Source organism: Mucilaginibacter sp. OK268 (assembly GCF_900103125.1).
Classification (GTDB): domain Bacteria; phylum Bacteroidota; class Bacteroidia; order Sphingobacteriales; family Sphingobacteriaceae; genus Mucilaginibacter.
In genome coordinates this window covers 88,753-104,647 of record NZ_FNJV01000004.1, presented here as the reverse complement: position 1 = coordinate 104,647, position 15,895 = coordinate 88,753, and the positions used below count along the sequence as shown (strand labels likewise).

Genomic DNA, 15,895 nt, shown 5'->3' with positions numbered 1-15,895 from the left:
TTTATTACCATGGCACTTCTCCCGTTTCAGGATTATTTTCTTCACTAAAGAATTTTCCAGTCGGCCCGTCTTTGTCAATCAAAGCATACTTTATGATTCGCCTTCCAGCAACTTCAACACTACCTGGCCCACTATGACCGTTAAAATCCGTCTTTGTATATCCTGGGCAAACAGCGTTTATTTTGAAGTCGCTATCCCTAAGCTCGTATGCCAAAACAACTGTATACATATTCATTGCTGATTTTGAAGAAAGATAAACAGCTCCTTTGTAATCGTAATATTTGTATGAAGGGTCGCTGTGCAAAGTAATTGAACCTTGACTTGAACTTACATTTACAATACGAGGTTCAGAAGATTTTTTCAATAAATCAATAAATGCCTGTGTAACTCTTACAACCCCGAAAACATTTGCATCATATGTTGTTTGGAATTGGTTTATGGTTGAATCAAGTGCTGACTGTGGATGGCCACCATAAATGCCAGCGTTATTGATAAGTATGTCCAATGTTTTTGTTTTCTTACCTATTTCTGTACAAGCATTTTTTACAGATTCATCATCCGTAACGTCAAGCTGGATAGCCTCTACATTGCTTAGTCCCTCTGCCATTAATTTTTCCACGGCTGCTATACCGCTTTCTAAATTGCGACTGCCGAGGTAAACATAAATCCCTTTTTGAGCAAGTTGCCGTGCAACTTCAAAGCCAATGCTTTTGTTAGCTCCTGTTACTAATGCTGATTTCATTTTTTTATTTAAATTAGTGAAGCAAAAGTAAATAGCTAAAAATCCGTGGGGATGGACAAATCAATTTATTCTCTAGACGAATCTTGCCGAGCTTCTAAAAACTCACTTACGCTTTTGCCCGTGCATTTTTTAAAAAATCTTGAAAAGTAATCAGGATCATTAAACCCTAATTCATAAGCTAATTCTTTTACAGAAAGCGGAGAGTACTGTAGTTTTCGCTGTGCTTCGATCATTAAACGGTTGGTGAAAAAATCCTTAGGCGAAGCTCCCGAATATTCTTTTACGATCCGGTATAAGCTGTTTGTGGTCAAAGCCAATTTTTCTGCTATTGCATTAACAGAAGGTTGCTCTGTAAGATGTGTCTCCACTATTAATTTGAACTCAATAAACTTTGACAGATTGTTGTTTAGAATATTTATTGGTTCTGTGTTTTTGAAATAAGCACTATTTAAATCTGTTAATAGTGAGTTCAAGTAAGCTAATATTATTTCTGTGTCAGTTGGATGTTCGCCTATTTGAAGAATCTGATTTAAAATTTCAAAAACCTTCATTACTCTCTCTCTTGTGGCATTGTCAAAAATTATAGTCTGTGAGTTTAAAGGATTAACTAAAAAAGGAAATTGTTGTGGTAACAATGCCAAGGTGTTTTCATCAAATAATACTTTAAAATATTTAAGACCAGCAGTTTTAGGCGGGGGCGTAAAAACTTGATTAGGCATTGCAAAAAGCAAATGCCCGTCAGTAAGAGTGATGTCTTGTAAATCCAGATTGTAAGTAATAGAGCCGCTGTCAATCAGCATTATAAAATAAGAAGTCAGCCGACGAGGTTGTAAAAGCTTTTTCTGAATATCATCAGAAAGATAAGGATTGTTGTTTGAGATAATCTTTATACTCAGCTTGTCGTTCTTTAAGCTCTCGAATTTTTCGTTTCTATCTTGCATCTGGTCTACTCAAAGTTCATAAGGTTTTTCTTTGCAATTCTGACTAACCTTTATTAGTCATCTGATTATTGAGTTATTTTTTTTCATTTCTGGCGATATCTTTCCTGCGAAAAGATGCCAGGCTCATTTGGATCCAGCCCAATTTTAGCAATTTTCCTTCGGATTGCAGCTAACAGCCTTGATTTTTCATCCAGAAACACATAGGCTGTTTTAGGCTGGCACTTTTCTCCTTTAACGACCATGCTGTAAAGAATAACAGCTATCTTTCTGGCCGTAGCGGTGATAGCAGCTTAACTGCCTTTCTTGAATGCTATCCGTTTAAAGAACTTTCCCAGATCCGATTCTTTTAGGGTATACTACTATTGATCCATTTAATATCGGTTGTCATATATGTGGAATCCTTTGAGCGTTATAATTGGGATTGGGCAAATGTTCTTTACGGGCTTCGATGATAAGCAAACCGTTACTGCACCAGGCATTCTGCGATTGGTACCACTGTAACTCGTTGTTACGTACAAATCCCTGTTCAAACTTCCAGTTGGTGGTATCAGGCGACCCATTATTGTTAAATTCATCGGCCCAAACCAGCTTATAGGTTTTAGGCGTATCAATTGTCGGAATTGCGTTTTGCGCGTAACCCATTGAAGTTGCAGCTGCCAAACCAACCATACAGCAATGCCATATCATGCTTCTCATCTCATTAATATCAATCATGTTAATTGAAGCCGCCCTACTAATGGCAAGGGCGGCTTCTTTAATAAACATCCGCTTTTAAAAAACAGCTTACAGGTGTTTCGGATAGTTATATAGGTGAACGCCATGTGTTTTGAAACCTTGCTGATCCTGCGTATAGTTAACGACTACGCCAACAGTAACCTTTGTTGACTCCGTTAACTTAAATGAAACCGCTGAATTCGTAAAGGGCGCATAGTAAATGCCCGTGTTTCCCGGAATCGAACTATAGTCGGGTAAGGAATCGCTGTTGGGAGCTACGACCACGTAAGTGATATCTTTAGTACCCTGCCACACAAATGGTGCGAGATCAAAAGTATAACTGCCAGCTGGCAAAGTGATGGTTTGGTAAACCTTGCCGTTTAGAATTTGAGGGGAACCCCAGCCCGACTCCAAATCCATATTGATACCGTCGCCATCTGTTGCATAGCCACCCTTGCCATTATGGCTAAGGATAGCCGTGTTGGTGGCCCAGGATGCCAGCGTACCCCAGCGGCCGCCGGCATCCATACTGGATGCGACGAAATTATTGCCCGGATTTTGAATATACTTGGAAGTAATATCATTGGCAGGGCCAATTACCAGTCCATCTACATCAATAATAACTATTGTTGTAGCTAAGGCCTTGTTCAGGGCATATTTTGACGGATTGGCTACCGACACCGCTAAAATCAGTTTTTTACCAGCATACTCGGCTTTTTTCATGGTGGCCAGGTCTATAGACAGGTAAAAGGTACCGGCTACTTTACCAGATGGGATATCGATGTGCGACGGCAGCGTAAACATGGCATCTGGCATTAATTTATAGTTCACTGTATCAATGACTCCCGAAGTAAATAATTGGCCGATGGTGTCAGTATTCGTTTTGATATCAACCCCATAGCCACTTTTATCCGGACCCGATACAGAAACACCTAATATTATGTTCACCTTGCCTTTGGCCTGATCAACCACATAATTATAGGTCGATGTGTCAGTACCGGACGGCACAGGATAATTGTTATTCACACCGCCGGATTTGAGTATGGATTGCGGCATATAGACCATTGAAAAGCCATAAGGCAATTGCGATGCACCCTTTTTACAGGAGCCGATTTGCAAAGCTAAAACGATTACTGTGACAGGTAACCATAGTGTTTTATTGAACTTCATAACTTGTTATAATTTAGTTAATGATAATTTACCAACCTTGATTTTGGATGAGAATGCCCTTTGACTTAGATACCTCTGACTGCGGAAACGGATAATAGTACATTTTTACCACATCAAATACCCGGTTCTCCACAACGACATTAGTATTGTAAGTGAACTTTCCCGAAGCATCCTTGCCCACGGCAACGCCCCGGATAGGTTGGTTTAATACTGTGACAGCATCTTTCCAGCGCAGGAGGTCCCAATACCGGTAATCTTCAAAAGCCAGTTCAATACGGCGCTCATGCTTTATTGCTGTCCTGAAAGATGCCTGGCCGGCAGCAATTATCAAGGGCATTTGTACGCCAGCGCGGCTGCGCACCATGTTAAGCGCCATTCGGGCGCTTAGCGCATAACCATTGGCATTATCCGGGCCGTAAGCTTCGTTCATCGCCTCGGCATATTCCAGTAACACTTCCCCGTACCTGAAAATGGGAAAGTTGTGGACCGCGGTTTGCCCCTGCGTGAGGTTGAAGCTATCGTTAACAAACTTTTTAAGATAATAACCGGTGCGGCTAGTGTTGGTTATTGACATATCATCTGTGCCGCCCGAAGCCTCGTTGATAATACGTCCATTCCAGGTACTGTTGTTGGTTACGATAGAAAAGCTCAGGCGCGGATCGCGGTTGGCATACGGGTTCAGGGGATCGGGTGCCGAGGTATACTCATAATCATCTACCAGGTTTTGCGAAGGCGTTATGCCGCTGGCACCTCCTTGTGTTGTTATCGGATAATTTTGCGTTTCCAACACGCTGTTCGCCGGATACCGGATAGCCCAGATAGTTTCAGCGCTTGTCAACGTATTGTTAAGTAAAAAGTATTTGCGGTAATCACCGTCTAACGCGTATTGGCCCGCGGCCTGACCGAATGCCACCAGGTCATGTAAAGCAGTCGCGGCGCTTTGCCAACGTGTAACATCATTTGCGCTGTTGTGTAAAGGGCTTGCGGCAAATAGAAGCGCGCGCGCCTTTAATGCTAGTGCTGCCCCCTTGCTCAATCGCCCATCATTGTTGCTAAATGACGAGGTTTTCCAGTTAACCTGGAGGCTGTCTTTAAAATTGTCTACCTCGGAAGTAATAAAATTGATAATATCGTCATAAGATGCCTTCGCAATGTTCGTATTATCGGTTATAGACAAAGTTTTTGTGACGAGCGGTACACCACCATACCGTTTCGCCAGTTCAAAATAATACCATGCCCGCAAAATATGGGCCTCACCACGGTACCAGGCAATATTAAGAACATCATTATGGTAGCTCAGTTTCCCGCTGGCTGATATCGTATCACGGTTCATGGCTAAAAACCATTTGTAATTACCGGAATTCTCCAGGAAATAATTAGCAGCCCTGATGCCGCTGTAATAATTAGCGTAGTTATTATCGGGGTTGTTGCTGGCATTCCAGCTGCCATTATTAAACAACATGACGTTTGAACTTGCCGCAGTTTGCTTAGCCTCGTCAGAGACGGGGGCAAAAAGATTATTATCTATAATTGCAAACTCATTGCGCAGATAAGTATATGGGGCGTTGCCAAACCCGTATAGTGAGTTATAATTGGAATTAAGGGTCTGCGCTGTTTGAGAAGTATCAATTTTGGTATCAAGAAAGCTTTTTTTACAACTGCTGATAGTTGCCGCAAGCATGCCTGTAAAAAACAACTTAACGTATATATTTTTTCTTTTCATGTTAATCATATTAAAATTTGAATGACAGGCCAAGGTTATAGGATTTCAAGGCAGGATAGCCGGATGTTGTTTCAGGGTCGATATTGTAATGTTTCCTTAAATATGACCAGGTAAGCGGGTTAACCGCGCTGACATAGATACGCAGGCTCTCCGTGTGGATTTTTCTGAGCAGCGCCGGGGAAAAGGTATAACCGAATTCAGCATTTCTTATCCGCAGGTAATCCCCGCTTACCATCCAAAAGCTTGATGCTCGATAATTGTTATTATTGGCCAGGGTAGATAACCTTGGATAAGTTGCCGTCGCCCGCGTGTCAATACCTTGTGCCGGGAAATAAGCCCAGGCATTTTGCGCTGTCGGATAAACGTTGATATTATTGACGAAAGCTACGGTTTGGTAATAGGCCTCTGAAATTAAATTTACGCTATTGCCGGATGCACCCTGAAATTGCACTGAAAAATCGAAACCACTATAACTTACTTCGGCGTTGAAAGTATAAGTAAGTGTAGGAAACGGCGACTTACCGATTACTGTTACATCGTTTTGATCTATCTTTCCGTTACCGTCCAAATCCTTGTATTTGATATCGCCCGGCTGCACTGCGCCGAACGCTGGTACGGGTTGCCCCGTCTTAAGCGTGCCATCGCTATTGAAGTCTGTGATGTTATAAAAGCCGGTGGAAACCAGCCCGACAGGGGTCCCGATGGCCAACCCGGTAGTTTGGGAAAATTTATTGACAGTGGGGATCTCAGATTGGAAATCGACTGTGTTTTTGGCAAACGACACGCTCCCGCCAAAATTATAATTCATTTTACCGGCATGATCGGCATACCGGGCGCTTACTTCAAAGCCTTTGTTGGTCACTTTGCCAATATTAAGGTAGGGCTGTGAGCCGCCAAAGGTACCTAAAAGATCATTGGTCCTGGTAACAATACCGCTGCGCTTATCCAGAAACACATCGGCCGTTACTGATAGCTTCTGAATTAATGTCATATCAAAGCCAATATCGTATTTCAAGCTTTTTTCGGCGGTGATGTTTGGATTGGCAATGTAGCCCTGCACGGTGCCGTTGTTACTTGCCAAACCGTTGTTGCCGGTGTAGTAAGTGCCGTTCTGTGTAAAATATTGCTGGTACAGGTACCTGCCATTGTTGGTTTGATCGTTTCCTGATAAACCAACGGAGCCTCGTAATTTAAGGAAGCTAAGCACAGAGGACTTGAGAAACGATTCTTCGGATAGAATCCAACCTGCGCCAATGGCCGGATAGGCTTTCCACCTGTTGCCGGGGGCATAGCTGTCTGAGCCGCTGTAACCTACATTGACATCCAGCAGATATTTTGCATTGTAAGCATAATGAACCGCCGAACCTAAGTTCTCATAATGATAAAAGATATTGTTGCCCGTATTTAAACCAGGGTTGTTGGTCGAATAGTCGGTCATAAAATTACTGGCCAGGTATTCCACGGCGGCACTGATCCGGTGCTTGCCGAAGGTACGATCGTAACCTGCAGTTAAGGTTCCTTGTTTCCAGTCATACTGATTAACAGGCGATGACCCGTTGGCCACAATAGTCGCCTGTTTGTCGGTCGTAGTTTGCAGGCCATTATTATAACGAGCATAAGTTGCCGTATAGCTAAACGCATTGCGTGTCCAGGTATTTAGGGAGGCGGCCTCTTTTAAATAAAGGCCGGGGGTAATGAAATCGAGCCGCTCTTTAAGACCAAAGTTTGCCTGCAAAGTGCGGTCATGTGTACCAATCCAACCTAATCCATGCAATGTGGCGACCGGATTATTAGGGTATAGCGCCGTACCCGACCAGTGGCCAGTCAGGCTGTCCCGAACGGGATATATATTTGATGGATAACCGGCTAAGTCCTGCCATAGTTGCGAACCATTGTAGTTTGGATAGTGCCTGTCTTCAATTCTACCTCCCAGATCTATCCGCGCCTCAAAGATTTTAAAGAAATTAAGATCGAGATTTGTCCGGATATTAAATCGCTGTATTTGCGCGTTTGATGTGGCAGCCGTGTTTGCTATATCATATATTCCGCCCTGATTCATGTAGTCAAGGATCACCATATATTTCGTTGCGTTGTTCCCTCCGTTAAAATTCACGTTAGCATCGGTGTAAGGGGCATTTTTCCTGAGTACCTGATCAAACCACTCTACATTGGTGGCGGAACCATTTTTATAAGCTTGTAATTGCTTATCGCTGTATTTGGGTGTCCATAAAAATTGATAGCCATTTAAACTATAGTTATCGTTACTTATCGCCTGGTTGTACAGGCGCGCATAATCATAGGCACCGAGCGGTTTATCAATACGCATCGCCTGCTGCAGACCGCTAACTACATTTACTGCTACCTTGGAAGGGCCGGTTTTTCCTCTTTTCGTTACAACCCATAAAACGCCATTGGCCCCCTTCATTCCAAAACTAGCCAGCGCGGCCGCGTCCTTCAGAACTGTGATGCTTTCTATTTCGGCCGGCGACAAGTACTGAAAGTATGAGGAAGTAGTCTGAAAGCCATCTACATAGATCACAAGCGAACTATTGTCATAAGTTCCAAGCCCACGGATGTATAAGGAGGCTGCGTCATATCCCGGCTCGCCCGATCCCTGCAGCACGGTTAGGCCAGGCAAGCGTCCATAAAGAGTATTGGTTATATTAGCGGTTGGCGTTTTATATAGTGTTGAACCGCTGACCGAGGCTCGCGCTTTTACATTTTCTGTTTCTGAAATAGTTAACAAGTGGCCGTCCCCCATTCGTTTCAGCGAGTCGGCCGCGCTAACGCGTGGGGAGATATTTTTCTGCTGCGCATTTAACAACTGTGTACCCAATGGCAAAGTGATAAAGGCCCATATAATTAGTTTAATCGTTTTTTTCATATCATCGCGTAATTGTGGTTAATAAAATCAGAAGCAACTAATAGCCTGGGTTTTGAACGATAATGCTTTTGTTGACTTCCGTTTGGGGGAATGGGTTGAGGTATTCACGATCTGCCCAAAACGCCTGATAAAGTAATTTGTCCTGATAATCGGTGTTGCCATTAAGTTTGGCTCCGGTGTTGCCATTGTAGGTAAAGGCGGTAATGCTTCCACCGATCAGCCCATTGTTAATGCCGGCCAGCTTCCAGTGTTTGATGTCGTGGAGGCGATAGTTCTCATCAAAAAATTCAATCATCCACTCGCGCTGAATGATTGCCCTCAAAAGATTTTTATCCTTTTCGGTAATTGCAGGTAAGCCGGCACGAAGATGTATTTTATTGAGCCTGTCCAGTGAAAGCTGGGTTTGCCCGAGTTCGTTGTAGGCTTCAGCAGAGCTCAAGTATGCGGAAGCCAGCCTGAAAACAGGAAACTCAAACCATGAGCGTGTGCCTGCTTTATAATAAAATTTGGTAATGCGGGCGCATCCTGGATTTTGCCACTGGAACATACTCTGGTTGCTCCAGTTGTTGTCACCGGGATTGTTCCAGGCATCCATCTGCCAGGGCTGAAAACAAGCTTTAAAACGGGCCTCGATTGCGTTCATATTGTCCAGATATTCTGAGAACGGTTTTACGGTTGTGGTATTCGGCCAAACCTCATCTGTCCCGTCGCTTTTATAATAAAATTTCAATTGATTTGTATTCAACAGGTTGCCATACGCCTGCCATGTATGTGCATTATAAAAAGTGTACATTGACGACGAGTTGTCTGATTTATAAGCCAATACCACTTCCATGTTTCCGGGAAGAGAGGTGGCTTTGCCATAGTCATCAAGCGGGTTGCCGGTATTGATAATGGCTAATCCACCCTGGCCCTCCGCTTCAGCGATCTCGGCTTCAGAAGCTTTAGCGGCTGCATCCCATCTCGAAGGGTCATTACCGCCTAAGCAAACCAGGTTATTGTTGCCACCAAAATTGAGATAAGGCGTAGCTGTGTTAAATAAAGGTCTTGCGGCATATAATAGTGCCTTAGCTTTTATTGCCATAACTGCACTTTTAGTCATACGGCCCCGCCATGTGGACGGCCATTGTGACGGCACGACGGCAGATGCATAATCGCACCAGGTAACAATAGAATCCAGTACCTGTTTCAAGGGGTGCCGCGATACAACCAGGTTATCGGTAGCGGCGAAACTTCTACTGACAATGGGTACGCCTCCATACATTATCATCATTTGTTCATACCGGTATGCTATTAAAGCCTGCATCTCGGCCCTGACAACGGCCTTATCAGCGTCAGACATGTCTTTCACCTTACCGATATTTTCTTTGACCAGGTAATCTTGCCGGATGGCGGTATAGTTATAATTAAAACCGTCCATATCTTCGTTGCCACTGTTCGAACTCATACCGTTTAACACCATTGGATTAGCTATGGTCCATGCAAAACCATAATTCATAGCGCCGGAAAGATTGTCTTGAAGCATCGAGTTCCAATAACCCTGATAAGGCAGCCCCTGTGAAAGACTTTGCTGGTAAGCTGAGGCAATAGCAGCCTGGGCATTTATCGAAGTCGAGAAAACGGTATCGACGGTAGTGGAATTAGAGATGGGCATCTGTAAAAATTCCTTTTGGCAGGACGCTAAGCTAATTATGACTGCAATAGCAGCAAATAATGTCGTATTTTTCATATTCATAAAAAGTTTACGGTTAAAGTTGAATGCTGGCCCCAATGTTATAAACCCTGGTCAGCGGATAGAGATAACCCATGCTGTTTTTTCCTGCATCGGCTTGCTCCGGATCAATTCCTTTTAAAAGAGCAGAACCCCAGGTAACGAGGTTATTACCATTCAGGTACAAGCGCATACCTTTAATTTTCGCTTTTTTGAGAAAACCCATGGTGCTTGGAAAAGTATAACCCACCTCCAGGTTTTTTAATCGGGTGAAGTCATTTGATTTTAGCCAGAAGTCACTAAGTACCGCGTTATTCGGTCCGCCTCCGCTAAAAGAAATCTCCGGATAAGTGATTTTTTCGCCGGCCGCATACTTTGCAGCTGTCCAATGCCCATCATAAGTTGTTTGTAATACTTCACCAACATTTTTTGCAAAAGGGCTACTCAGGATATAACCAAATTGCGGAAATGAACCTTTGGCAGTACCTATAAATAATGCCGACAGATCAAATCCTTTGTAGGAAAAGCCTACTGTCCAGTTATAGGCTACTTCGGGTAAATTAGGGTAGCCGATAGGTACCACATCTTTCTGGTCGATAGTTCCATCACCGTTTACGTCAACAAACTTCAAATCGCCAAGCCTTGCGTTGTTACCATAGGTATTATAGGGCCGGTTATTGAGCTCTTGCTGCGTATTGTAAAAACCATTGGTAAGTAAGCCCTTATATTGCCCGATAGGATAGCCTGTGTCGTTCATCCAGGGGTACGGGTAATTAGCTTCAGCTTTATACTCGACCTTATTAACCGCGTACGAAAAATTACCTTTCACAAAGTAGTTAAACTTGCCTATTTTATCGGCCCAGCCGGCCTCAAGTTCGAAACCATGGTTACTTACCCGGCCAACATTGGCAGGCGGTACATTGGAAGACGCAACACCGTAAGTGCCCGGAATAATACCCAGGGTTACTAAAATATTATTCCGGGTTTCCCAAAACAATGACGATGTTACAGACAGTCGGCTTTTAAAAAATTGAAAATCTGCAGAAAGGTTGGTTTTTTTAGCGCGTTCCCATGTTACCATAGGGTTACCCAGCGCCGTCTCTTTGGCAGGAGAATAATACGGGTTTGCGCTTGAGCCGTCGGCGTTGCCGAAATAGTAACCGTAACCTGTGTATCCCCATGTATTAGGGAGATACAGGTAACGGCGGTTGTTCAACTGATCGTTTCCCACCTCGCCGTACGAGCCCCGGAACTTAACCAGGGTGAGCCAGTTGTTTTTCGGGAAGTAGGGCTCGTTCGATACGATCCATCCAGCCGATACGGCCGGAAAAAGGCCAAACCGATGGCCAGGCGCAAATTGTTCTGTGCCGTTATAGGCTAGGTTACTCTCTAAAAGGTAGCGCTCGTTATAATTATAAGTAACACGGCCTACTACGCCCATCAGACCGGACGGCGCATTGTAAGACATACTATTAGACGTATAACGCTGTGCATTACCTAACAACAGGGCGCTGACACTATGGCCACTGAAGTTGTGGTTATAATTGATGCCCGCCTCCGCGTAAACCTTGCGCCAAGAGCTATTGCCTATATTATCTGCTGTATAAGCAGTGTTTACCTGGCCACCCATAAACACAATATTGCTTGGATCAGATGGATCACGCATGGCGCTGTATTGCGGTATGCTGTTTATTCGGGCAAACCCCTTGTTGTAACTATCATCATAAGAAATAGTCGCATGCGCTTCCAGACCTTCAGCAAGGTAATTCATGGTATGTTTTAGCGTTAGGTTGCTTGTCAGATTTGTACCGTACATGGTTATAGTGCCAGCGGTAAGCAGTTGCGTAAGCGGGGTGTAACCGCTGCCTCCTTTTGCCCCCAGCGGGTTGGTCGCATCACCAGGCAGGCCGACAAAACTGGTTACCAGATGCCCGTTAACGATGCCCGGGCCGCTGAAAGGGCTGTTTTCGAGAATGTTTTGAATGATATTCTGATACCGGTTACCGAAATCACTTGCACTGTTATTGGCTCCCGGAACCTGATTGATGGATGATTGCGCTGCAATATTGAAAGTCAACTGGAAATTCTTAGCGACGTTTATGTCAAAATTTGAGCGGAAATTAAAACGAGTGTACTTCGGGTTTACATTAGCACCGCCGAAAGATGAATTGGACAGAATGCCATTTTGCTGAAAATAGCCCAGCGAATTGAAGTATTTTACTTTATCGGTACCGCCGGAAACATTCAAATTATATTGCTGCTGGCGGCCAAGCCCGTCAAACTGGTCATGATAATAGTTATGACTGGTGTAATACAAGGCAGGGCTGTTTAAAAGTGCTGTTTTCTGTGCCGCTGATAGGGCTCCCATGGCGTTGACCTCCGCTGGAGTATAGTCTCGGTTATTCTGGAACTTCCATATTTCATCATTGGTGAAAAGCAGTTGATCATAAGTATGGTCGCCGAATGCCTGAGCGTTTCCGACAGCTTCGTTGCGTAGTTGGGCAAATTGAGCGGAGTTTACCGTTTGAAAAAGTGACGCGGCTTTTGTAAAGCCTTGGTTTGCTGTGAAGCTTAATTGTAAACCGTTTATTTTTCCTCGTTTAGTCGTAATGATGATAACACCATTTGCACCTCTTATGCCATAAACGGCCGTTGCGGAGGCGTCTTTAAGTATGCTGATAGTCTCTATCTCGTAAGCATCCATGGCATTAAGTACGGTATAAGGTTGCTCGGCCGGTTGCTGGATACCATCTATTACGATAAGAGGATCTGAACCGTTTAAGGTAGCAATGCCACGTATCCGTATGCTTGCCGCGTTCATGCCAGGTTCGCCGCTGGATTGCACCGCACTAATACCCGAGGTACGCCCAACCAGCATATTGGTTACGTTGGAGAGGGGGGTCTGTGTTAGGTCCTTACCAGATACTACGCTAACAGCGCCCGTAATGGTGGTTTGTTTTTGTTTACCATAGCCTACCACAACAACTTCATTTAAAGCGCCCATGCTTGGCTGAAGCTGCACATTAAGTGACCCGCTTACACCAACTTGAATTTCCTGCGGTTTGAAACCTACATAGGAAAAAACAAGTATGGCCTGCTCGTTGACGGTAAGTTTGTAATTTCCTTCCTTTTCGGTTACGGTTGTGTTGTGGGTGTTTTTTTCATTTACAGTGACGCCAGGCAATGGTCCCCCCCGCTCGTCGACAACTTGCCCGGTGATCACTCTTTCAATTCGGCCGGTGGTGGGGCTTTCTGTACCCTTATCCTTTATGACCACTACCTTATCGTATACTACATAGGTAATTGGCTGATCAGCAAATATTTGCTTTAGTACATCTTTCAAAGGTTTATTGGTAACGTTGATATTTACGCTGTTTGTCCCTTTTAAAAGTTCACGGGTATATAAAAACCTGTATTCGGTTTGCTTGGTGATCTTCTTAAAAATTGATTGCAAAGACATATTGTTTTCGCTTAAATTGACATTTTGCGCATAAATTTTTGCAGAAGCATTGAGACAAAGGGCTATAAAGAATATAACGGTGAGCTTCATGATGATTATTTTTTTCAGAATATGGCCATGCCGCGAAAGCATGCGGGCGCATTTAGGAATAATTTCCATAATTTTGAATAGTTTGGGCGTTTGTAATATGGTATATGTCAATTCGATATTTGAATAGCCCGGACTTAACCGGAAGTGCTTGCAACGCTTTCGGTTTTTTTGGCATCAAATTAATTCGCTGAAAAGATAATCAGCCGTACAGGGTTTATAAATTTCTCTTCATATCTTCAGATTTGGGTTTATATTGGGGTTAGTTATTTTTGTTAAGTAGGGTTCATCATCAGTTTACAGTTACTATTTTTCCTTCAATATCAAACCTGACGCGCCCGGTTAATTCAATCATTTTCAATACGTCCGATAGTTTTGATCCGGCGGGGAGTTCCACAAAAAAGTGATCGCTGGTTTTTGTATGATAAACCACATCAATATCATACCATCTTGATAATTGCCTCATCACAAAGTGAATATCCACATCTTCAAAATGAAGTATCCCATTTTTCCATGCCACAGCACTTTCAACATCAGCATCAGGTATAACTTTTATTACCCCGGCCTTATTCAACTCTGCTTGCTGGCCTGGTTTAAGCAGGTATTGTGACTTTCCGGCAGTAAACTGTATGGCCCCTTCAAGCAGCGTTGTTTTGATACTTGCTTCGTCGGCATAGGCATTAACATTAAAGTGAGTCCCTAAAACCCTGATCGCCGAGTTGTTAAGTTTTACTATAAATGGTTTTTCTTTATTTCTGGTCACTTCAAAATAAGCTTCACCTATAACTTCAACGCTCCGTTCATTGCCGCTGAAGCAGGTGGGAAAGCGGATGCTTGATGCGGCGTTTAACCAAACCCGGCTGCCATCGGGCAGTACAACCAGGAAATGGCCGCCGCGAGGTGTGGCAATGGTATTAAAGACCAGTTGGGGCTGGTTTTGGGCGGCGGGATCATAAACCACTTCACCATTTTTGGCTTTCATAACCAGGCTACTGCCCTGGTTGGCAATCAACCCGTTCCTGGCGGAATCCAGTATTACCTTTTTCCCGTTCGAGAGGGTGAGAACCGCCTTATTGCTTCCCGGCCCAACATCATTTTTAAAAACATGTGCTGCGCAAGCCTTTTGCTGAGCGCCGGGATGCTTGTTGCTGGTAAGCCGCCAAAAAAAGAAAGCCCCAAATAAGCATGCGCAGGTACCCGCAATAGCAAGTCGCCTAGGCCATAAGTGTTTTAATTTAGGCTTATCAGGTGCCTGGATGCCGGCCCTTGTATAAATAGCGGTCAATATTTCGGCTGAAAACTCTACATTCGCGTGGCTAGGGTCATTAATGGACCTATTAAACTCTAGTTCCAATAACTGAAACAGTTCTTTTTGATCAGTATTTTCAATGTAATCCAATAACCATTGCTTATCATCAAGTGATAACTTATGCTTATGAAGCAGCTCTAAAAGCTTTTTGTCTGTGTCGTTCATTAAAGTTATCCGATATTGCATACCCAAATACGTTGCAGCGCTACCAGCACTATTTAAATGGTAAGACACGGTTTATACCCTAAATACTCAAAACCTGTAAAAGGAGGGGGTACTAAATGAAAGTATTTTTAAAATATTTTCTTTAGAATTTTAGTACCATTTTTTTAGGGGGGGGGGGGATTTGCGGGCGACAAAGTGCGGGGAGTTGAACGCTCAACCGAGCAGAACCAAAGTCAAAAAAATATACAATAAATGATCAATTGGGTGCCTTTCAATGTATTCCTTAATGTTTTTAACAGCAGCAGCTAAATATTCCTTTACCGTGTATTTTGAAATCTTAAGTTCAATTGCAGTTTCCTCGCATGTTTTACCCTGCAATTTACATAATTCAAAAACGCGTTGTTTCTGGGGTGACAGGTTTAAAAAGGCTTCATCAAGTAGTTTTAATTTTGCCTCTTTTAAATAAGCATATTGTTCGTCGCCGCAAAACAGGTCATTTTCAATATGTTTAAACATTGACGATTCTTTCAGCATTTTCTTTATACGGGTAATTGACTTGTTATAGCTCACGCCAAACAGCCAGCCGGATACCTGTTTTAAGGGATCGAGTGTCATCCGTTTTTCCCATAAAGACACAAAGACATCCTGCATCACATTTCTCGATTCGTCAGGGTCCTTTAAAAGTTTTAAAATATTTTTATAAATGGCCGTCCGGTATTTTAAATACAATTGTTCAAAAGCTTTTACGTCATCATTTCGCAACGCAACAACCAAGTCGTTATCATTAAGGTGTACTGTGCTCATCACGAAAAAAACGGCTTAACTTATTCAACAGTAAAATATTTAGGCTATTATTTTATACACAAACTCATGATTATCGATAGAAAATAACAAACTAAGATTATATATGGCCTTTAGCAAAAAGAGCATCAATAGGATTTGCAGAGATCCTGTTTTTGCCTAAGTGCTAAAAATAAAGCAAAAGGTAT

General features: G+C 43.2%; 10 protein-coding genes. All 10 read right to left on the bottom strand.

The genetic code is table 11. The features are described from left to right. Window positions 1-4: 4 nt before the first annotated feature. The 10 genes from BLR84_RS15150 to BLR84_RS15105 all read right to left on the bottom strand — a co-directional run bounded on the left by BLR84_RS15150 (window position 5) and on the right by BLR84_RS15105 (window position 15,710). Window positions 5-742: an SDR family oxidoreductase gene (locus BLR84_RS15150; protein WP_090469637.1), complete on the bottom strand. Its 738-nt coding sequence runs from the start codon at window positions 740-742 to the stop codon at window positions 5-7. A gap of 65 nt (window positions 743-807) precedes the next feature. Further along, window positions 808-1,683: a helix-turn-helix domain-containing protein gene (locus BLR84_RS15145; RefSeq protein ID WP_090469634.1), complete on the bottom strand. Its 876-nt coding sequence runs from the start codon at window positions 1,681-1,683 to the stop codon at window positions 808-810. Between the two features lie 384 nt (window positions 1,684-2,067). Continuing rightward, entirely contained in the window at window positions 2,068-2,448 is a 381-nt protein-coding gene (locus tag BLR84_RS30255) for a glycoside hydrolase family 16 protein (RefSeq protein WP_218128352.1), read from the bottom strand. 18 nt (window positions 2,449-2,466) lie between these two features. Continuing rightward, entirely contained in the window at window positions 2,467-3,567 is a 1,101-nt protein-coding gene (locus BLR84_RS15135) for a DUF5013 domain-containing protein (protein WP_090469631.1), read from the bottom strand. A 28-nt stretch (window positions 3,568-3,595) separates the two neighbouring features. After that, the gene (locus tag BLR84_RS15130) at window positions 3,596-5,290 is read right to left on the bottom strand and encodes a RagB/SusD family nutrient uptake outer membrane protein (protein ID WP_090470360.1); all 1,695 of its coding nucleotides are present in this window, start codon (window positions 5,288-5,290) and stop codon (window positions 3,596-3,598) included. Between the two features lie 10 nt (window positions 5,291-5,300). Beyond that, window positions 5,301-8,174 (bottom strand): SusC/RagA family TonB-linked outer membrane protein, encoded by a 2,874-nt coding sequence (locus BLR84_RS15125; protein WP_090469628.1) that lies wholly within the window; start codon window positions 8,172-8,174, stop codon window positions 5,301-5,303. A 37-nt stretch (window positions 8,175-8,211) separates the two neighbouring features. Then, a complete protein-coding gene (locus BLR84_RS15120) occupies window positions 8,212-9,828 on the bottom strand; it encodes a RagB/SusD family nutrient uptake outer membrane protein (RefSeq protein ID WP_176852077.1) in 1,617 nt (538 codons plus the stop codon). Between the two features lie 94 nt (window positions 9,829-9,922). Continuing rightward, on the bottom strand, window positions 9,923-13,504 hold the full coding sequence (locus tag BLR84_RS15115; RefSeq protein WP_090469623.1) for a TonB-dependent receptor: 3,582 nt from the start codon (window positions 13,502-13,504) through the stop codon (window positions 9,923-9,925). A 220-nt stretch (window positions 13,505-13,724) separates the two neighbouring features. Next, window positions 13,725-14,906, bottom strand: coding sequence for a FecR family protein (locus BLR84_RS15110; RefSeq protein ID WP_176852076.1), 1,182 nt, complete (start codon window positions 14,904-14,906; stop codon window positions 13,725-13,727). 213 nt (window positions 14,907-15,119) lie between these two features. Next, the gene (locus BLR84_RS15105; protein ID WP_090469618.1) at window positions 15,120-15,710 is read right to left on the bottom strand and encodes an RNA polymerase sigma factor; all 591 of its coding nucleotides are present in this window, start codon (window positions 15,708-15,710) and stop codon (window positions 15,120-15,122) included. Between the last annotated feature and the right edge of the window lie 185 nt (window positions 15,711-15,895).